The sequence below is a fragment of the Micromonospora sp. DT15 genome (assembly GCF_049841475.1).
Lineage (GTDB): Bacteria > Actinomycetota > Actinomycetes > Mycobacteriales > Micromonosporaceae > Micromonospora.
Genome location: NZ_JBNCKJ010000007.1, coordinates 329,697 through 348,624 on the forward strand (window position 1 = coordinate 329,697; position 18,928 = coordinate 348,624).

The 18,928-nt window shown below is 71.4% G+C and carries 19 protein-coding genes; 8 read left to right on the forward strand and 11 right to left on the reverse strand.

The features are described 5' to 3' along the window. Window positions 1-171 precede the first annotated feature (171 nt). The gene (locus ACLQ3F_RS18075) at window positions 172-1,431 is read left to right on the forward strand and encodes an amidohydrolase (RefSeq protein WP_355009483.1); all 1,260 of its coding nucleotides are present in this window, start codon (window positions 172-174) and stop codon (window positions 1,429-1,431) included. On the opposite strand, the gene ACLQ3F_RS18080 is transcribed toward ACLQ3F_RS18075, so the two are convergent. Then, on the reverse strand, window positions 1,388-2,350 hold the full coding sequence (locus tag ACLQ3F_RS18080; protein ID WP_425850219.1) for a DUF4349 domain-containing protein: 963 nt from the start codon (window positions 2,348-2,350) through the stop codon (window positions 1,388-1,390). The two genes, ACLQ3F_RS18075 and ACLQ3F_RS18080, sit on opposite strands and share 44 nt — an antisense overlap. Before the next feature lie 93 nt (window positions 2,351-2,443). On the opposite strand from ACLQ3F_RS18080, the gene ACLQ3F_RS18085 reads away from it, so the two are divergent. The 4 genes from ACLQ3F_RS18085 to ACLQ3F_RS18100 all read left to right on the forward strand — a co-directional run bounded on the left by ACLQ3F_RS18085 (window position 2,444) and on the right by ACLQ3F_RS18100 (window position 5,933). Beyond that, on the forward strand, window positions 2,444-3,076 hold the full coding sequence (locus ACLQ3F_RS18085) for an MBL fold metallo-hydrolase (protein ID WP_357206033.1): 633 nt from the start codon (window positions 2,444-2,446) through the stop codon (window positions 3,074-3,076). Window positions 3,077-3,080: 4 nt separating this feature from the next. Then, window positions 3,081-4,073 carry a hypothetical protein gene (locus tag ACLQ3F_RS18090; protein ID WP_425850222.1) on the forward strand — a complete coding sequence of 331 codons (993 nt, stop codon included), beginning with the start codon at window positions 3,081-3,083 and terminating at the stop codon, window positions 4,071-4,073. Between the two features lie 104 nt (window positions 4,074-4,177). Beyond that, complete coding sequence (locus ACLQ3F_RS18095; protein WP_357188423.1) at window positions 4,178-4,912, forward strand: SCO6745 family protein; 735 nt, start codon at window positions 4,178-4,180, stop codon at window positions 4,910-4,912. 61 nt (window positions 4,913-4,973) lie between these two features. Then, on the forward strand, window positions 4,974-5,933 hold the full coding sequence (locus ACLQ3F_RS18100; protein ID WP_425850224.1) for a GNAT family N-acetyltransferase: 960 nt from the start codon (window positions 4,974-4,976) through the stop codon (window positions 5,931-5,933). Window positions 5,934-6,008: 75 nt separating this feature from the next. Here ACLQ3F_RS18100 and ACLQ3F_RS18105 read toward each other — a convergent pair whose 3' ends face one another. Then, entirely contained in the window at window positions 6,009-6,464 is a 456-nt protein-coding gene (locus ACLQ3F_RS18105) for a gamma-glutamylcyclotransferase (RefSeq protein ID WP_425850227.1), read from the reverse strand. Between the two features lie 106 nt (window positions 6,465-6,570). Between ACLQ3F_RS18105 and ACLQ3F_RS18110 the strand changes: the two genes are divergently transcribed. Then, entirely contained in the window at window positions 6,571-7,974 is a 1,404-nt protein-coding gene (locus ACLQ3F_RS18110; RefSeq protein WP_355009476.1) for an NAD(P)H-quinone dehydrogenase, read from the forward strand. On the opposite strand, the gene ACLQ3F_RS18115 is transcribed toward ACLQ3F_RS18110, so the two are convergent. The 4 genes from ACLQ3F_RS18115 to ACLQ3F_RS18130 all read right to left on the reverse strand — a co-directional run bounded on the left by ACLQ3F_RS18115 (window position 7,952) and on the right by ACLQ3F_RS18130 (window position 10,112). Then, on the reverse strand, window positions 7,952-8,587 hold the full coding sequence (locus ACLQ3F_RS18115; protein ID WP_425850229.1) for a DUF998 domain-containing protein: 636 nt from the start codon (window positions 8,585-8,587) through the stop codon (window positions 7,952-7,954). The genes ACLQ3F_RS18110 and ACLQ3F_RS18115 overlap by 23 nt on opposite strands. A gap of 152 nt (window positions 8,588-8,739) precedes the next feature. Beyond that, window positions 8,740-9,072 carry a helix-turn-helix domain-containing protein gene (locus tag ACLQ3F_RS18120; RefSeq protein WP_357206017.1) on the reverse strand — a complete coding sequence of 111 codons (333 nt, stop codon included), beginning with the start codon at window positions 9,070-9,072 and terminating at the stop codon, window positions 8,740-8,742. Continuing rightward, on the reverse strand, window positions 9,069-9,437 hold the full coding sequence (locus ACLQ3F_RS18125; protein WP_425850230.1) for a type II toxin-antitoxin system RelE/ParE family toxin: 369 nt from the start codon (window positions 9,435-9,437) through the stop codon (window positions 9,069-9,071). The genes ACLQ3F_RS18120 and ACLQ3F_RS18125 overlap by 4 nt, the downstream gene beginning before the upstream one ends. A gap of 45 nt (window positions 9,438-9,482) precedes the next feature. Beyond that, window positions 9,483-10,112 carry a DedA family protein gene (locus tag ACLQ3F_RS18130; RefSeq protein ID WP_112732530.1) on the reverse strand — a complete coding sequence of 210 codons (630 nt, stop codon included), beginning with the start codon at window positions 10,110-10,112 and terminating at the stop codon, window positions 9,483-9,485. A gap of 508 nt (window positions 10,113-10,620) precedes the next feature. On the opposite strand from ACLQ3F_RS18130, the gene thrS reads away from it, so the two are divergent. After that, window positions 10,621-11,838 (forward strand): threonine--tRNA ligase, encoded by a 1,218-nt coding sequence (gene thrS / locus ACLQ3F_RS18135; protein ID WP_357197941.1) that lies wholly within the window; start codon window positions 10,621-10,623, stop codon window positions 11,836-11,838. 39 nt (window positions 11,839-11,877) lie between these two features. On the opposite strand, the gene ACLQ3F_RS18140 is transcribed toward thrS, so the two are convergent. Genes ACLQ3F_RS18140 through ACLQ3F_RS18155 form a run of 4 tightly spaced genes read right to left on the reverse strand, consistent with a single transcriptional unit; the run spans window position 11,878 to window position 16,640 of the window. Then, window positions 11,878-13,962: an ABC transporter ATP-binding protein gene (locus ACLQ3F_RS18140; protein ID WP_425850234.1), complete on the reverse strand. Its 2,085-nt coding sequence runs from the start codon at window positions 13,960-13,962 to the stop codon at window positions 11,878-11,880. Beyond that, window positions 13,959-15,692: an ABC transporter ATP-binding protein gene (locus ACLQ3F_RS18145; RefSeq protein ID WP_357197944.1), complete on the reverse strand. Its 1,734-nt coding sequence runs from the start codon at window positions 15,690-15,692 to the stop codon at window positions 13,959-13,961. The genes ACLQ3F_RS18140 and ACLQ3F_RS18145 overlap by 4 nt, the downstream gene beginning before the upstream one ends. Beyond that, a complete protein-coding gene (locus ACLQ3F_RS18150) occupies window positions 15,686-16,168 on the reverse strand; it encodes a MarR family winged helix-turn-helix transcriptional regulator (protein WP_425850237.1) in 483 nt (160 codons plus the stop codon). Before ACLQ3F_RS18150 ends, ACLQ3F_RS18145 begins: the two co-directional genes overlap by 7 nt. Before the next feature lie 25 nt (window positions 16,169-16,193). Next, the gene (locus ACLQ3F_RS18155) at window positions 16,194-16,640 is read right to left on the reverse strand and encodes a DoxX family protein (protein WP_425850240.1); all 447 of its coding nucleotides are present in this window, start codon (window positions 16,638-16,640) and stop codon (window positions 16,194-16,196) included. An 85-nt stretch (window positions 16,641-16,725) separates the two neighbouring features. Between ACLQ3F_RS18155 and ACLQ3F_RS18160 the strand changes: the two genes are divergently transcribed. After that, complete coding sequence (locus ACLQ3F_RS18160; protein WP_425850242.1) at window positions 16,726-17,286, forward strand: TetR/AcrR family transcriptional regulator; 561 nt, start codon at window positions 16,726-16,728, stop codon at window positions 17,284-17,286. 159 nt (window positions 17,287-17,445) lie between these two features. Here ACLQ3F_RS18160 and ACLQ3F_RS18165 read toward each other — a convergent pair whose 3' ends face one another. Further along, the gene (locus ACLQ3F_RS18165) at window positions 17,446-18,885 is read right to left on the reverse strand and encodes a GuaB1 family IMP dehydrogenase-related protein (RefSeq protein WP_357262706.1); all 1,440 of its coding nucleotides are present in this window, start codon (window positions 18,883-18,885) and stop codon (window positions 17,446-17,448) included. Window positions 18,886-18,928 lie beyond the last annotated feature (43 nt).

Here is an 18,928-nt window from a genome sequence, read left to right on the forward strand (position 1 = left end):
GACCGTGATCTACCTGCTGTCCCCCACCTTGACGAGCGGCCCCAGCAGGGCATACGTGACTCTGCGCGGTCCGATCATTACCGTAACGAGGTTGCGCAGCGTCACCGTCGGAGGTCTAGGCTGTCTGCTGTCCCCGATGATCCATCCATTCCTAGTGATCGAGAATTCGACGTGACGAGTGCGTTGACGCTGCCCACGAGTGGCCAGCTGGCGTCGTCCTGGCCGGAGACGCCACCGGGATCCGAGCCCCTGCCCCGCGAGCTGGACCACCTTCTCGCGCTCCGGGTACCGGGGCTGATCGCTACGCGCCGTCACCTCCACTCGCACCCTGAGCTTTCCGGCAACGAGTTCGAGACGGCCGCGCTGATCGCCCGGGAGCTGTCGCTGGCCGGGCTGAGCCCGCGCCTGCTGCCCAAGGGCAACGGCGTGATCTGCGACGTCAACGGCAGGCCGGACGGCCCGGTCGTGGCACTGCGCGCCGACATCGACGCGCTGCCGCTGGACGACCCCAAGGACGTCCCGTACCGGTCGACCGTGGAGGGCGTCTGCCACGCCTGCGGGCACGACGTGCACACCTCGGTCCTGCTCGGCGTCGGCATGCTGCTGGCCCAACTCGCCGACCTCGGTGAGCTGGACGGTCGGGTCCGGCTCATCTTCCAGCCGGCCGAGGAGATCCTGCCCTGCGGTTCGCTGGAGGTCATCGAGGCCGGCGGCCTGGACGACGTGGTGCAGATCTTCGCGCTGCACTGCGACCCGAACCTGCCGGTGGGCCAGGTCGGCCTGCGGGTCGGCCCGATCACCGCGGCCGCCGACAACGTGACCGTCCGACTCTCCGGCCCGGGCGGGCACACCGCCCGCCCGCACCTGACCGTCGACATGGTCGACGCGCTCGGTCGGCTGATCACCGAGGTGCCGGCCCTGGTCAGTCGCCGGGTGCCGGCCAACAGCGGCCTGCTGCTGGTCTTCGGCCACGCCTCGGCCGGCACCCGCTACAACGTCATCCCGTCCGAGGCGAGCGCGTCCGGCACCCTCCGGGTGATGGATCGCGACACCTGGGAGAAGGCTCCCAAGATCGTCGCTCAGGTGGTGCGGGACGTGATCGCGCCGACCGGTGCCACTGTCGACCTGGAATACCTGCGCGGCCGGCCGCCGGTGTGCAACGACGCCCGCGCCATCCAGGTGCTGACCGCCGCCACCGCCGCCGCCCTCGGTCCGGACGGGATCGCCGAGACACCGCAGAGCATGGGCGGCGAGGACTTCTCCTGGTACCTGGAGTACGTCCCCGGTGCCCTCGCCCGGCTCGGCGTGGGTCGCGCCGGCCCCAACGTCGACCTGCACCGGGCGAGCTTCGACGTGGACGAGCGGTCCATCGCGGTCGGCGTCCGCGTCATGGTGCAGACCGCGTTGCGGGCACTGGCGGCGGCGCGCTGACCGTCGCGACCGGAGCCGACGGCTTGCGCCGTCGGCGCAGCACCACCAGCAGCGCCACCAGCGGTACGCCCAGCGCCACCAGCCACGGCAGCAGTGCGCCCAGCACCGTGAGCAGGACGGTCATCGAGACGACGAACGCCTTCCAGCCGCCCTTGAGTCCGACCAGGAAGCCGGTCTCGGCCTTCTCCTCGGTGTCCTTCGCCGCCGGCCCGGCCAGCGACACGGTGATCGTGGAGAGGGCGGTCAGGTCGGCCAGGCGTCGCTTCTTGGCTTCCAGCGAGGCCAGGTCGGCCTCCCGTCGACCCAACTCGTTCTCCAGCGACACCAGGTCGGTGATCGAGGTGGCCCGGGACAGCAACCGGCGGGCGCTCTCCACCCGGGCCCGCTGACTGGTGATCCGGGCCTCCAGGTCGACCGTCTCCTCGGTGACGTCCTGAGTGTTGATCTCCCGGCTCTGCTGCCGACCGAGCTTCGCGATCTCCTCCACCACGCCGGCGAACTTCGCCGCCGGCACCCGCAACTCCAACTCCGCCACCGCGTCGGCGTCGGCGCTGTGCCGCTGGTCGCCGCCGACGAAGCCGCCGGCCCGACCGGCCGCGGCGGTGGCCTCGCGGGCGGCAGAGTCCACATCGTCCACCTGCACCCGCATCTTTCCGGTGTAGATGATCGCCCGCTGGTCGACCCGTAGGTCGGGTGCGCCCGCGCCGGCCCCCTCCGGTGCGCCCGCGGCGGCGTCCCGGTTCACCTCACCGCCGTTGGCGGCTGGCGCCTCGGCCGCCGTGCCCGCGCTGTCCTGCGCCCCGCTGTCGCCGGCACCGCACCCCGTCAGCGCCAGGGCCGCCGCCAGTGTCGTCGCCGCCAGCAGCGCACTGCGGCGTCGTCCCACCTGTCCGTCCATCCCCGCTCCCATCGTCGTCAACCGGTGTGGCGATAGCTCGGACGCGACGCGCACACCGGCTGGTTCCGGCAGACTGCGCTGAGGACGTCACGATTCGATAATCGAGGAGTCACGATGCGGCTCACCAAGTACGCCCACTCCTGCCTTCGGGTGGAACACGACGGGGGAGTGCTCGTCGTCGATCCCGGGGTGTTCAGCGACCCAGCGGCGGCGCTGGACGGTGCGGACGCGGTGCTGATCACCCACGAACACCCCGACCACCTCGATCTGGCAGCGGTGCGCCTCCAACTCGACCGACAGCCGTTCCCGATCCATGGGCCCGCCTCGCTCGGCGAGGCCCTGGGCGACGCGGCCGACGTGCTGCGCCCGGTCAGCGCCGGTGAGTCGTTCACCGCCGCCGGGGTCGCCGTGCGTGCGTACGGGGGGCGGCACGCCGTGATCCACCCCGACATCCCGGTGGTCGACAACCTCGGTTACCTGATCAACGACGTGGTCTACCACCCGGGCGACTCCCTGGTCGTGCCCGACGAGACCCCCGTCGACACGCTCTTCGCGCCGATCCACGCCCCCTGGTCGAAGTTTTCCGAGGTGGTCGACTTCATCCGCGCGGTCGCGCCACGGCGCGCGTACGCCCTGCACGACGCGTTGCTCAACGACAAAGGGCTGGGCGTGCTCGACAGGCAGTACACAGCGCTGTCCGGCACCGAGTACCAGCGGCTGGAGCCCGGTAGCCGGGTGGACGTCTGACCCGATGCCCGGCCTCTCCGCGGAGCTGGTGCAGCAGCTCTACCGCACCCCACCGGACCGGTTCGTGGCCGCCCGGGACGCCGCTGTGGCCGAGGCCCGCCGGGCCGGCGACGCGGCCACCGCCCGGCAACTGGCCCGGCTGCGTCGCCCGACGGTGGCCGCCTGGTTGGTGAACCTGCTCGCCATCGGACGCCCGGAGCTGGTCGCCGATCTGGTGCAGCTCGCCGACGCCCTGCGAGTCGCCCAGCGGGAGTTGCGGGGGCCCCGACTGCGGGAGCTGTCAGCGCAACGCCGGGCTGTGGTCGGCGCCCTGGTCGCCGAGGTTCGCAAGCTCGCCGCAGCCGAGCCGGACGCGCCACCGGCGAGCCGGCTGCCCCTGGCCGAGGTGGAGGCGACGCTGAACGCGGCGTTCTCCGACGCCGAGGTCGCCGAGCAGGTGCGGGCGGGCCGCCTGCTGCGGGCGGCCAGCTACGCCGGCTTCGGTGAGGTGCCCCGGCCGCAACTGCGACTGGTCACCGACGATGACGAGGAGCACGAGGAGGAACGCCCGGCCCGCCGACCCGGCCCCCAACGGGGCCGTCCCGAGGCGGCACCCCGTACGGACCGGGCGGCCGAGCAGGCCGAGCAGGCAGAACGGGCCGAACGGGCCGCACAGCGAGCGGCCCGAGCCGAGCGGGCCCGACAGCGCCGCGCCCTGGACCGGGAGTTGGCGAAGGCCCAGGCCGACCAGGAGCGGGCGGAGACCGAGCTGACCGAGGCGACCGGGCAGGAGCGCGACGGTGTGGCCGTACTCGATCGCCTTGAGGCCGAGTTGGCCGAGCTGGAGCGGCGGCGCGCGGTCGCCGAGCAGGACCTCAGCCGGGCCAAGCTCGCCCGGCGTGCCGCCGAGCGGGCGGTCACCGTGGCCCGGCGGCGCGCCGGTGAGGTCGAGGCGGCGGTCGAGGCACTGGCGGCCGAAGAGGGGGATGCGGACGCGGGCGGTGGCGCGGCAGACTGAGCATCGATGGACGACGACGAGTGTGCGCGCCGTACACGGCGAGTGGCCCCGGGTCGGGGCGTGGTCGTGGTCGCCGGGCCGGGTCGCCCGAGCGGGGCGGCGCGGTGACTCCGGAGCAGGTCGCGGCCGCCAGTAAGCCTGTCGTGCTCGACCTGGGCGACGCCTTCAGTCGGGACCCGACGACGTTGCGCCGGGCCCGACTGCTCGGCATCTCCGGCTGGGCCTTCTACATCAGCGGCCGGGCCGGCGCGCTCGGCGGTGTGCGGGCCGAGACGGCCGCCGCCGCCCTCGGGTTCATCGCCCCGGACGCGGTCGCCGACGGTTGGGACGCCGCCGCCCGGGTCGTTCCGCCGTTCGAGGTGGCCGCCGCGAGCCTCGCCGAATGCTGCCGGTGGGGGGCGCAGCAGCTCGGCCCGCTGCCCGGCACCGAGCGCCTGTCGGCGCTCGTCGAGCGGGCGGTGGTGGCGGCGGAGGCCAGTGGGATGCCGCTCTTCGCCGCGTGGCGGGCCATGCCGCTTCCGGATCTCTCACCCGGGGCTCGCAGCGCCGCCGGGCTGCGGCTGCTCCGGGAACACTTCACCGGGGCCTACCTGCTGGCGGTACGCGCGGCCGGGATGACCCCGCTGGAGGCCGTGCTGTCCGGGCCGGAGGGCGAGGCCGGGGCGGTGGCCTGTGGCTGGCCGCCGCCGTACCCGCCGATCGGGCCGTTGGTGCGCCGCCGGCTCTGGGCGGAGGCGGTGACCAACCGACTGGCCGCGCCGGCGTTCACGGCCCTCGGGCCCGCCGACGGCGCGGAGTTGGTGGAGTTGCTGCACCGCACCCGGGTCGACCTCGGCTGAGCCCCCCGTCGGCCGGAAAATGGGCGGCGTCGAAGCGGATCGGCTGCCAGGATGTCCTGCCGTGACCCTTCCCGCTGGTTGGACGACGCGCCGACCCACCCTCGACGACGTGCCGGCGATCCTCGCGGTGGTGCACGCCGCCGACACCTTCGCCATCGGTCATCCCGACTTCGACGCCGAGGACGTCGCGGCGTCGCTGACCGCCTCCCACTTCGACCCGACCCGGGACTCCTGGCTGGCCATCGACCCCGACGACACCGTTGTCGGCTGGGCGACGGTGGACAACCCGACCGGGGTGGGCCGGGAGTTCGTGGAGGTCTACGTCGATCCGGTACGGGCCGCCGCCGTCCGCGCGCCGTTGCTGCTGCGCCAACTGGACCGCGTCGCCGAGCGCGCTGCCGAGCGGGGGCTGCCCTCACTCACCGTCCGCTGCGCGGTCTTCGCGCCGGAACGTGACTGGGAACAGGCCCTGCGCGGGCTCGGGTTCGCCCTCGTCAAGCGGTACGTCCGGATGAGCCGGCCGCTGGACGACCTGCCCGACGAGCCGACCGGGCCGTCGGCCGTGACGGTGCGGCCGGTCCGCCCGGACGACGAGACCGATCTGGTGGAGTTCCACCGGATCTACGAGGACGCCTTCGGCGACACCCCGGACCACGAGCCGCTGTCGTACGAGCGGTGGCGGGCCCGGATCGGCGACCTGACCGCCTGGGACGAGTGGTTCGTCGCCGAGGTGGACGGGGTCCCGGTCGGCGCGTTGCAGTCCTCGGACCAGGCGCTCGACCAGCAGTCGGGTTGGGTGAAGAGCCTGTCGGTGCGGTCCGCGTACCGTCGCCGGGGTGTGGGTGCGGCGTTGCTGCGCCGCGCCTTCTCCCGCTACGCCGAGAAGGGGCGGCGCGCCGTCGGCCTGGGCGTCGACCTCACCAACCCGACCGCCCCGCTGTCGCTGTACCGGTCGGTGGGCCTGCGGGAGACCCAGTGGACCGACATGTACGAACTTTCCGTGCCGGCGGCCGGTGTGTGATTGACGACCCCGGTCCGGCCCGACCGGCGCTCCGCTCGACAGCGGTAGCACACTGGGGGCGTGCGATACGCGCTGCTACGCCGAGGCGGTGCCGGTGGGGCGGGCCCGCAGCTCGGTGACGTAGTCGTCCGGGGCGCCCGCCTTCTCGGCGGCGTTCGCGATCTCCGACAGGTACCAGGAGGTCGGCAGGCCACCCTCGTACCCGTTGAAGACGTAGATCCAGGCGGTCACGTCGCCGTCGAGGGTGGAGACCCGGACGTGCAGCTTGCGGTACGTGCCGGCGGTCACCCCCTCGAGTTCGTCGAGTTGGCCCGCGTCGTAGGGGTGGATGTCGTAGATCGCCACGAAGACCCGGTCGCCGGGAGACTCGACGAGGGTGCTCACCGCGCCCTCCCAGCCGATCACGTCCGCCCCGGCGAAGGTCAGCCGCCAGCCCTCCAGCCAGCCGGTGCCAACCATCGGCGAATGCGGACAGTAGGCGCGCATCCGGGCGGGATCGAGATTTGAGCCGTAGGCGGCGTGATGACGCACGGCGATGACGATAGCCCGGCCGACGGGTGGGGGAGAATACGACAGTGCGTGTCGAATGCGCTCGGGAGAAGAAAGTCACTGTGAGCATGGACGAAGGGCGAACGCTGTGAGCCGGATCGTGATCATCGGCGGAGGGCCGGCCGGGTACGAGGCGGCACTGGTCGCCGCCCAGCTGGACGCCGATGTCACAGTGGTGGAGGCCGACGGTGCGGGCGGTGCCTGCGTGCTCTCCGACTGCGTACCCTCGAAGACCTTCATCGCCAGCTCGCAAGTGGTGACCGGTTACCGCGACACCGAGGAGTTCGGGGTGCACTCGGACGGCCTGGAGGCGGTCACCGTCGACGCGCGCGCGGTGCACGGGCGGGTCAAGCGGCTGGCCCTGGCGCAGTCCGCGGACATCCACGCCAAGCTGCTGAAGGCGGGGGTCACCTTCGTGGCCGGCACCGCCCGGCTCGGCGAGGACTCCCTCGGGCACACCCACCGGGTCGTCGTCACCCCCGCCGACGGCGCGGAGGAATACTCGATCGACGCGTCCACCGTGCTGGTGGCCACCGGCTCGACGCCCCGTCAGCTGCCCACCGCCGTGCCGGACGGTGAGCGCATCCTGACCTGGCGACAGGTGTACGACCTGCCGGAGCTGCCCGAGCACCTGATCGTGGTCGGGTCCGGCGTGACCGGTGCCGAGTTCGCCAGCGCGTACCTGGCGATGGGGGTCGAGGTCACCCTGGTCTCCAGCCGGGACCGGGTGATGCCGCACGAGGACGCCGACGCCGCCTCCGCCATCGAGCGGGTGTTCCGCAACCGGGGCATGGAGATCCTCAACAACTCCCGGGCCGACGCGGTCCGGCGTACCGCCGACGGCGTCGAGGTGGAGCTCTCCGACGGCCGCAAGGTGACCGGCTCACACGCGCTGATCACCGTCGGTTCGATCCCGAACACCGCCAACCTGGGTCTGACCGAGTACGGGGTGGAGCTGGGCCGGGGCGGTTACCTGACCGTCGACCGGGCTTCCCGGACCAACGTGCCCGGCATCTACGCCGCCGGCGACTGCACGGGCGTGCTGTTGCTGGCCAGTGTCGCCGCCATGCAGGGCCGGATCGCCATGTGGCACGCGCTCGGTGAGGCGGTCCGCCCGCTGCGGCTGCGTACCGTCGCGGCGAACGTCTTCACCGACCCGGAGCTGGCCACAGTGGGTGTCTCGCAGGACGAGGTCGACGCGGGCAAGGTGCCGGCCCGGCAGGTGATGCTGCCGTTGTCCGGCAACGCCCGGGCCAAGATGGACGACCTCTCCGACGGTTTCGTGAAGCTGTTCTGCCGTCCCGCCAGCGGTCAGGTGATCGGCGGTGTGGTGGTCGCTCCGAAGGCCAGCGAGCTGATCCTGCCCATCACGATGGCGGTGGAGAACAACCTCACTGTCAACGAGCTGGCCCAGACCATCACCATCTACCCGAGCCTGTCCGGCTCCATCACCGAGGCGGCCCGTCAGCTCATGCTGCACGAGCTGGAGTAACCCGACCGGCGCGTGCGGGTCGGGTCAGGCTCGTCGCCACCGTCACCAGGACCGCCACCTCGGCGAGGATCAGGAGGCGTTCGGCCAGGCCGATGAGCATCCGGTCGCCGGGGTAGGCGGACCAGATCATCGCCGCCGCCAGGGCCAGGCTCAACAGGACCAGGGCGCGTAGCGTCCGGGCGGCGGGCGTCAGGTCGGGTCGGCGGGCGAGCAACCAACCGGCCACCGGCAGCGCCAGGAAGGCGATCACCGACGCGTACCGGTGCAGGTAGGCGGCGGTGGTCATGGCGGTGCCCGGCTCGTTCGTCGGCACCACGGCGGCCAGCAGCAGCCCACCCACCCACGCGCCGAGCAGCAGCTCTGCCGTTCGACCGGAGCGCGGTCGGGGTGGGCTGGCGCGGCGCAGTCCGTAGAGCAAAGCCACGGTGGCGAGCGCGAGCACCACCATGGCTATGTCGATGACGCCGCCGCGGTCGGAGACCGCGAAGTCGCTGATGGTCAACGCCCACGGGTTGAGGTCGTCGTTGACTTCGAGGTGGCCGATCACTGTGAGCAGCGCCGCCAGGGCGATCCCGCCCAGGGCCAGCAGGCCGGTACTCCGGGTAACAGGCATACCTCAGCCTGTCGCTGCGTACACCCCAGCCGAATCCGGGACAGCCACCGAAATAGTCCCCCGGGACCACCCCTAGAGGCCTTCCGGCATTTGGCTGTCACATGCTTCTGCGCATCCGTGAACTTGCGATGGTCGCGACGACCCTCGCCAGGTCAGGCGACGTTCAGCTGGATGTTCCCAATGCGGGCGACGATGTCGAGATGACCACCCAGGCCGGTGACGTAGGCGCGGAGTGATTCCAGGCTGGTGTGCTCGCCATTCTCGATCTGGCTGATCCTCGCCTGCGTCAGCCCTGCCGCCTCGGCCAGTTGCACCTGAGTCATACCCAGGTGCTTGCGGATCTCTGCCAGCTGCGCCCCACTGACCGCTGCCAGCATCTGCTCACGGTGCTGAGCGCGCCGGGAGGTCCTGTCCGGATCTGCCCAGGATGGATCGAGCGCGCGGGCCTTCGCCTTGACGTCCTGCCAGTCAGCTCCATCGGTCATCTCTGTGTTTCCCTCAGCCTGGAGAGGTGCTCCTGAAACCGGTCGTCCGCCAACGGGACCGCCGTCTTGTACCAAGTCTGCCACTGGCCCGACTTGTCGCCAGCGACCAGAAAAACAGCTTCTCGAACGGGATCAAAAGCGAAGATCATGCGGACCTCCGTGGAGCCAGTCGACCCAGGTCGCAGCTCCTTCATATGGTGGAAGATGCTGCCTTTGAGGCGGTCAACCAGGGGACGCCCGAGCGCCGGCCCGTGTTCGGCGAGGAGGTCGATGGCCTCGCTGATGAGGTCGGCGCTGGCAGGATCCGTCTTGCAGAGGTCGAGGAACCACTCCTCGACCTCAGGATGAAGTTTGACGTCCCACATGCTGCCAATATAAGTGCAGCTTATACCCCGCAGATCCAACGACACTCAGTCGATGGGGACGTCGACCGCGGCCACTGCGGCGGCGGCGCGGGCGTGGCGCGCGCTGACCACTGTCATCGCCCAACCGGCGGCGGCGAAGCCGGCGGCCGCGGCGGTGGCGATGATGGCCAGCCGCCAGGCCGACTCGGTCAGTGCGGTGCCGCCCAGGTGCCCGACCAGCGCGCCGTAGGTGGCCCAGCCCAGCGCGGCTACGGCCTCGTAGAGCACGAACAGGCGGTACGGGTAGCGGCTGCGCCCGGCCGAGAAGCAGGCTGCCATCCGCCCGCCGGGCACGAACCGGCAGAGCAGGATGACCAGCGGCCCAGGTTGTCGCAGCCCCTGGGTGACTCGGCTGGCCACCCGGCGGGCGCGGCTCAGCTCGGCGTGCCGGGGTGGCCGCCGATCCGGTGCGCTGCGCCCCAGCAGGTAGCAGGCCAGGTCGCCGGCGAATACGCCGAGCGCGCCGACGGCGATGGTGACCGGCAGGCTGAGCCCGCCGTAGACGGTGAGCGCACCACTGGTGATCATGACGATCTGGGTGGGGATCACCGGCACGAAGGCGTCCGCGATCAGCAGCGCGAGCAGCACCAGGTACGCCCACGTCGGCGACGCGACGTCAGTCAGAAGTTCGGGCACGCCTGCCACCTCGCCGAATGCGGCCGTTTGGGTGTCTTGAGCCTGACGTCGTGTCCGGCGTCACGGTGGACGGCCCCGGCCCGTCGTGACCGTCGACACGACTGGGCCACCCAGCTACAACGAGCCCGATCGGTGCCGGGTGACGGTTTCGGAGGCGGTTCCACCCGTTCGAGGCGGGCGGCAGAACGCCGTTCGTCGGCGTACCGTTGTCGGCGCGGCCACGCCCGTCGGGTCCCCCGTTCCTGACGATTCGGCCGCCAGGGCCGCCGGCGGGTCCCGCGCCGGCGGCCCACCCCTCCGCCGCGAAATCCGGGTGCATTCCCGATGGTCGCGCGGGTACGGTCGCCACATGCGCAGCGCGGTAGTGATGACCACGACGCCGGGTGTCCCCGGCGCGCCGCTCTGACGTAACCACAGTCGACCAGGCCCCGGGGCGATCCGCCCCGAGGGCAGCGCGCCGAACGGAGCTCAGGTCGCCTCCGGGTCGTACCCGATCCAGGAGCCCGACATGATCGACCACCGTAGGCTCGGCCGTGAGCTGGACCTCTTCGTCTCCGACCCGCTGGCCGGCGCCGGCCTGCCGATCTGGCTGCCGGCCGGTGCCGCCGCCCGGCATGCCGTCGAGGAGTACGTCCGGGAGTTGGAGCGCCGCTCCGGCCACCAGCACGTCTACTCGCCGCCGCTGGGAAAGCGGGAACTCTTCGAACTCTCCGGCCATCTCGGCTACTTCGCCGACGACATGTTCCCGCCGATGCGGCTGAGCGCCGACGACGAGTTCGTGCTCCGGCCGGCGCTCTGCCCGCACCACGCGCTGGTCTTCCGGGCCCGGGGCCGTTCCTACCGGGAGTTGCCGTTGCGGATCGCGGAGCTGGGCGGGATGTACCGCTCGGAGCGCTCCGGTGTGCTCGGCGGGCTGTCCCGGGTACGCGCCATCTCGCTCAACGACGCGCACACCTTCTGCGCCCCCGAGCAGGTCGGCGCGGAGGTCGTCGAGATCCTCGGACTGATCCGTGCCGCGCACGCCGCGCTCGGTGTCCGGCCGGCCGGGTTCCGGCTGTCGCTGCGCGGGCCGGGCGAGAAGTACGTCGGCGACGACGCCCAGTGGGCCCACGCCGAGGAGTTGCTTCGGGAGGCGCTGGCCGGGATGGAGTACGTCGAGGCACCGGGGGAGGCTGCCTTCTACGGTCCGAAGATCGACATCCAGATCGTCGACGCCGCCGGCCGGGAGTCGACCATCTCCACCGTCCAACTGGACTTCGACAAGCCGGAACGGTTCGACCTGTCGTACACCGACTCGGACGGCAGCCGGCGTCGCCCGGTGATGGTGCACCGCAGCCTGGTCGGCAGCATGGAGCGGCTGTTCGCGTACCTCATCGAGGTGCACGAGGGGGCCTTTCCCGCCTGGTACGCGCCCGTCCAGTTGGTGCTGCTGCCCGTCGACGACGGCCAGGCCGACGCGGCGGCCGACCTGGCCCGACGGGCTCGCGACGCCGGCCTGCGGGTCGAGGTCGACGTCGCCGGCTCGCTGGGCGCCCGGGTACGGGACGCGGCCCGCCGCCGCGTCCCGTACCTCGGAGTGCTGGGGGCCCGGGAGGTGGCCGACGGGCACCTCGCGCTGCGCCTGCGCGGCGGCCGCGCCCTGGCTCCGATGCCCGCCGACGCGGCTCTCGCCCTGATCGGCGGGCAGGTCGACGCCCGCGCGACCGACCTGCTGCCGTCGGACTGACACGCCCACCGATCGTCTCGCGCGCACGGCCGCCCGACCTCAGACCGATGCCGGTTGGGCGGCCGGTTCCTCGTCGACCACAGCGCCGGTGAACTGGGAGCGGTAGAGCCTGTGGTACGCGCCCTGGGCGGCGAGCAACTGCTCGTGGGTGCCCTGCTCGACGATCCGGCCGTCCTCCATCATCAGGATCAGGTCGGCGTCGCGGATGGTGGACAGCCGGTGCGCGATGACGAAGCTGGTCCGGTCCGAGCGCAGCGCGGCCATCGCCCGTTGCAGCAGCACCTCGGTACGGGTGTCCACCGAGCTGGTGGCCTCGTCGAGGATCAGCAGCGACGGCTCGGCGAGGAACGCCCGCGCGATGGTGATGAGCTGCTTCTCGCCGGCGCTGACGTTGCTGCCCTCCTCGTCGATGACGGTGTCGTAACCGTCGGGCAGGCTGCGCACGAACCGGTCCACGAAGGTGGCCCGGGCGGCGGCGAGGATCTCCTCCTCGGTGGCGTCCGGCCGCCCGTAGGCGATGTTGTCCCGGATGGTGCCGCCGAACAGCCAGGTGTCCTGGAGCACCATGCCGATCCGGCCGCGCAGGTCGTCGCGGCGCATCGTGGTGATGTCCACCCCGTCGAGCGTGATCCGGCCCGCGTCCAGCTCGTAGAACCGCATCACCAGGTTGACCAGGGTGGTCTTGCCGGCGCCGGTCGGGCCGACGATGGCCACCGTGTGTCCGGGCTCGGCGACCAGCGAAAGGTCGTCGATCAGCGGCTTGTCCGGCTCGTAGCGGAACGAGACGTGCTCGAACTCGACCCGACCGTGCGGGTCGGTGACCCGGGCCGGCGCGACCGGGTCGGGGGTCTGCTCGTCCGCGTCGAGCACCGCGAAGACCCGTTCGGCCGACGCCACCCCGGACTGGAGCAGGTTGGCCATCGAGGCGAGCTGGGTGAGCGGCTGGGTGAACTGGCGGGAGTACTGGATGAACGCCTGCACGTCGCCGAGGCTCATCGTGCCGGAGGCGACCCGCAGCCCACCGACCACGGCGATCGCCACGTAGCTCAGGTTTCCGATGAACATCATCGACGGCATGATGATCCCGGAGATGAACTGCGCCCCGAAGCTGGCCCGGAACAACTCCTCGTTCTTCGCGTGGAACGCGGCCTCGACCTCACGCTGCCGGCCGAAGACCTTCACCAGCTCGTGGCCGGTGTACGCCTCCTCGATCTGGCCGTTCAACTCGCCGGTGTGCGTCCACTGGGCGATGAACTGCTTCTGCGAGCGCTTGGCGATGCGCTGGGTCACCAGTACCGACAACGGCACCGCGACCAGGGCCACCAGGGCCAGCACCGGCGAGATCCAGAACATCACGGCCAGCACGCCGACGACGGTCAGCAGCGAGGTGAGCAGCTGGCTGAGGGTCTGCTGGAGGCTGGTGGAGATGTTGTCGATGTCGTTCGTGACCCGGCTGAGCAGCTCACCGCGCGGCTGCCTGTCGAAGTAGGGCAGCGGCAGCCGGTTGAGCTTCTCTTCCACCTCGGCGCGCAGCCGCAGCACCGTGCGCTGGACCACCCCGTTGAGCAGCCAACCCTGCCACCAGGACAGCAGACTCGCCGCCAGGTAGAGCCCGAGCGCCAGCAGCAGCACCCGACTCAGTGCGTGGAAGTCGATGCCCACCCCGGGCACCACGTCCATCCTGGCCAGCATGTCGGCGAAGCTGTCGTTGCCGCTGGCCCGGGCCGCCGCGACGGCCTGGTCGGCGGTGGTGCCGGCGGGCAGTTGCCGGCCGATCACCCCAGTGAAGATCAGGTCGGTGGCGTGGCCGAGGATCTTCGGTCCGGCCACGCTGAACCCGACGCTCACCAGGGCCAACGTGATGATCGCGGCCAGGTGCAGTCGGTGCGAGCGCAGCCGGCCGAGCAACCGCCGGGCCGACGGGCCGAAGTTCATCGACTTCTCGGCGGGCATTCCGGCGCTCATCCATCCCGGACCGCCGCCCTGACGGCCTGGTGGCAGCCGCTTCGGCGTCGGCGCGGTCTCCCCGCCGGGCTGCCGCGCGGTCTCATCCGGCGTCCGTCCGTCGCCGGCCGGCTTCTGACTGGGTACGGCCGCGGTGCGCGGCTCGTCGCGCTCGCTCATGCCGCCACCTCCGTGGTCTGCTGCGAGGCCACGATCTCGGCGTACGTCGGGCAGGTGTCCAACAACTCCGCATGTCGTCCCACTCCGACGACCCCTCCGTTCTCCAGGACGATGATCTGATCGGCGTCGATGATCGTGGAGACCCGTTGGGCGACGATCACCACCGCCGCCTGCGCGGTGACCGGCCGCAGGGCTGCTCGCAGCCGCGCGTCGGTGCCCAGGTCGAGCGCGGAGAACGAGTCGTCGAAGAGGTAGATCTCCGGTTGCCGGACCAGGGCGCGGGCGATGGCCAGGCGCTGCCGCTGCCCACCGGAGACGGTGGTGCCGCCCTGCGCGATCGGGGCGTCCAACCCGCCGGGCATCTGGGCCACGAAGTCCCGGGCCTGGGCGATCTCCAGCGCCGACCACAGCTCCTCGTCAGTGGCGTCCGGGTTGCCGTAGCGCAGGTTGCTGGCGACCGTTCCGGTGAACAGGTACGGCCGCTGCGGCACCAGGCCGATGCGTCGCCACAGCTCGTCCGGCGCCAACTCCCGCACGTCCACCCCGTCGACCAGCACAGCGCCGTCGGTGACGTCGACCAGGCGGGGGATCAGGGACAGCAGCGTCGTCTTGCCGGCGCCGGTGCTGCCGATGATCGCCGTGGTGGTGCCCGGGGTCGCCCGGAAGGAGATGTCGCGCAGCACCGGCTCGACCGCGCCCGGGTACTGGAAGCGCACCCCGCGCAGCTCCAACTCGGCTCGGCTGGGCAGCTCGGTGACCGGCACTGTGGCCGGGACCACCGAGGAGTCGGTGTCCAGCACCTCGACGATCCGCTCGGCGCAGACCGCTGCCCTCGGCACCATCATCAGCATGAAGGTGGCCATCATGACCGCCATCAGGATCTGCATCAGGTACTGGAGGAACGCGGTGAGCGCGCCGATCTGGATCGCGCCGGCGTCCACCCGCTGCGCGCCGAACCAGAGCACGGCCACGCTGGAGACGTTCAGCACCAGCATGACCACCGGGAAGATCAACGCCAGCAACCGGCCGGTACGCAGCGCGGTCGCGGTCAGGTCGGCGTTGGCGACGGCGAAGCGGTCCGTCTCGTACGGCTCCCGGACGAACGCACGGACCACCCGGATGCCCGTGATCTGCTCCCGCAGCACCCGGTTGACAGTGTCGATGCGGGTCTGCATCAGCCGGAAGCCCGGCACCATCCGACGGATGATCGCGCCGAGGGCGATGGCCAGCACCGGGACGCTGACCAGCATCAACCAGGAGAGCCCGACGTCCTCACGCAACGCCATGAACACGCCGCCGACGCTCATGATGGGTGCGGCGACGAGCATCGTGCAGCTCATCAGCACGAGCATCTGCACCTGCTGCACGTCGTTGGTGTTGCGGGTGATCAGCGACGGTGCCCCGAACCGGGCCACCTCGCGGGCGGAGAAGCGGTTGACGTGCCCGAACAGTTCGGCGCGTACGTCACGGCCGAAGCCCATCGCGACCCGGGCACCCAGGTAGACAGCCGCGATGGAGCAGACGATCTGGATCAGGCTGACCAGCAGCATCCAGCCGCCGGTGCGCACGATGTAGTCGGTGTCGCCCCGGGCCACACCCTGGTCGATGATGTCCGCGTTGAGGCTGGGCAGGTAGAGCGAGGCCATGGTGCCCACGAACTGGAGCAGCACGACCGCCAGCAACGGTCTCTGATAGGTGCGCAGTTGGCCGCGCAGGAGTCGGATCAGCACGCCGGGTCCTTCGTTTCGGTAGGGCGTCCGGTCATCCGCGGGTCGTCTCCGCTGCCGATGACCTCAAGCAGGAACTCCCGGATCACCTGGGCCTTCGCCGGGTCGACGTCGACCGAGGTGAGGGGGCGTCCGGAGTGCATGAGCGCGTCGAGCGCTGCCACCCGTTCCCGCCCGGCGGGGGTGATGGCGAGTCGGATGCTGCGCCGGTCGTTGTCGTCGCGCTGCCGCTCGACCAGACCGTCGCGCTCAAGCGTGTCGACGATGCCGGTCAGGGTTGCCGGGCGGACGAACCCCTTCTCGGCGACCGCCCGGTGCGGCAACTCGCCGTGCCGGGCGAGCGTCATCAGGGTGATCATGCCGGCCTGGGTGAGGCCGTGCTCCTCGGCGAGGTAGCGGTTCCACCGCTGCCCGACCAGGTGCCCGGCCACCACCAGCAGCCGGCCGAGCGGCACGTCCTGGAGGGTCACGAGTTCCACGACAAGCAGGTTAGCCCCCTGATAGTCAGGGGCCAAACGAAATTGCCGCAGCGGTGGCCACGAACAGGATCTGCAGGGCGGTTCGCTGTGCGAGCGGGGTGACCGGGCGGCCGGCGAGGGTCAACTCGCGGCGGGCGGCCGAGATGTTGGCCGGGAACATGGCGAGCATGAGCAGGCCGAGCCCGGCCGCCGCGACCCGGGCGGTCGCCGGCACCAGGAGGCCGACCGCGCCGACCAGCTCCAGCACGCCGGTGGCGGTGACCAGCAGGTCCGGTCGGGGCAGGCGGGGCGGGACCATCGCGATCAGGCCGCTGCGACGCTGGCCGAGGAAGTGCGCGACGGCAGTGAGTGTGAACATCACGGCAAGCCCGACGCGCAGCGCGGGGTGCCAGCCGTCCAGTGCGGAGAAGCCGACCAGGCCGGCGATGCGGGCCAGCGCGGTACCGGCGATCAAGGCGATCAGGGGTGCCATCGGAATCCTCCTCGGGGGGAAACTTGTCAGTGACAAGATTGCGCGTCAGATGCTCATCTTGTCAATGGCAAGATAGGCTTGGCGCATGAGCGGAACCCGCGCCTACCACCACGGCGATCTACGCCGCGCCCTGCTCGCCGCGGCGCTGGAGGTCGTCGGGGAGGTCGGACCCGCCGCGCTGAGCCTGCGTGACCTGGCTCGCCGGGCCGGTGTCTCGCACGCCGCGCCCGCACACCACTTCGGCGACAAGGCGGGCCTGCTCACCGCGCTCGCCGCACAGGGCTTCGACCTGCTGGCCGAGACGTTGACCGCGGCGGATGACGACCTGCTGGAGGCCGGCGTCGCGTACGTCGACTTCGCGGTCACGCACCGGGCGTACTTCGAGGTGATGTTCCGCCCGGAGCTCTACCGGGCCGACGACGCCGAGCTGATCGCGGCGCGGAGCCGGGCCGGCGCCGCGCTCCGCTCCGGGGTGGCGGCGCTGTCAAACGGTGGCGCGCCCGCCGACACCGACCGGGACTCGCTCGCGGCCTGGTCGATCGCGCACGGCTTCGCCACCCTCTGGCTGGCCGGCGCGCTGCCCGACCGTGTGGGCGACAACCCCCGCGAGGCAGCCCGCGCCGTACTGCGCCGACTGCCAACCTGAGCGCGCCAACACGCGCCAACACGCGCCAACACGCGCCAACACGCGCCAACACGCGCCAACACGCGTCGATCATGGAGTTGTGGTGGGCAATTCACCCATCGATGCCCCTTTTGCGGGGCACCACAACTCCATGATCGACGCGGTGGAAGGGCGCGCGCCTTACCAACTCGTGGGGAGGGGCATTCCTTCGGTGAAGCCGGCGGCGCTCTGCACGCCGACGATCGCCCGCTCGTGGAACTGGGTCAGATCCCGTGCGCCGGCGTAGGTGAAGGCGCTGCGTACCCCCGCGATGATCTCGTCGATCAGGTCCTCGACACCAGGGCGGGTCGGGTCCAGGTGCATCCGGGCCGAGGAGATGCCCTCCTCGAACACCGCCTTGCGGGCCCGGTCGTACGGGCTGTCGTCGGCAGTTCGGGCGCTGACCGCCCGAGCCGAGGCCATTCCGAAGCTCTCCTTGTACCGCCGGCCGTCCGCATCGGTGTAGAGGTCGCCGGGGGACTCGTAGGTGCCGGCGAACCAGGAACCGATCATCACGTTCGACGCGCCGGCGGCGAGCGCGAGCGCCACGTCCCGGGGGTGCCGCACCCCGCCGTCGGCCCACACGTGCCGGCCCAGTTGGCGGGCGGCGGCAGCGCAGTCGAGCACGGCGGAGAACTGCGGTCGACCCACGCCGGTCATCATCCGGGTGGTGCACATCGCCCCCGGGCCGACGCCGACCTTGATGATGTCCGCCCCCGCCTCCACCAGGTCGCGTACGCCCTCGGCGGTGACCACGTTGCCGGCCGCCACCGGCACCCCCGGGTCCAGCTTCCGGACCGCCTGAAGTGCGGAGATCATCCGTGCCTGATGACCGTGCGCGGTGTCCACTACCAACGTGTCCACCCCCGCCTCCAGCAGCGCCGCCGCCTTGCCGGTCACGTCCCCGTTGATCCCGACGGCCGCCGCGATCCGCAGCCGGCCCCGGTCGTCCACAGCCGGTGTGTAGAGGGTGGCGCGCAACGCGCCCTGTCGGGTCAGCACCCCGACCAGCCGACCCTCGGCGTCCACCACCGGGGCGAGTCGGCGACGGCCCGCCGAGAGCAGATCGAAACCGGTACGAGGATCCGCGTCCGCCGGAACGGTGTGCAGCTCGGTGGACATGACGTGACGCAGTTGCGCGAAGCGGTCCACGCCAGTGGTGTCCGCCTCGGTGACCACACCCATCGGCCGGCCGTCGTCGTCGACGACGATCACCGCACCGTGCGAGCGCTTGGGCAGCAGGTGGATGGCATCGCCCACGGTCTCGGTCGGGCCCAGCGTGATCGGGGTGTCGTAGACCAGGTGGCGCTGCTTGACCCAGGCGACGACGTTGGCCACCACCTCGATCGGAATGTCCTGCGGGATCACAGTGATGGCACCCCGGCGGGCGACCGTCTCGGCCATCCGCCGTCCGGCGACCGCGGTCATGTTCGACACCACCAACGGAATCGTGGTGCCGGTGCCGTCGCCGGTGGAGAGGTCGACGTCGAGTCGGGAGCCCAGGTCGGAGCGGGCCGGCGCCATGAAGACGTCGGTATAGGTCAGGTCGTGCGCGGGAGCCGCGCCGTGAAGGAACCGCACCCGGCAATCATTCCCGCTCGCGGTCGGTTCCACCGCCGGTGGT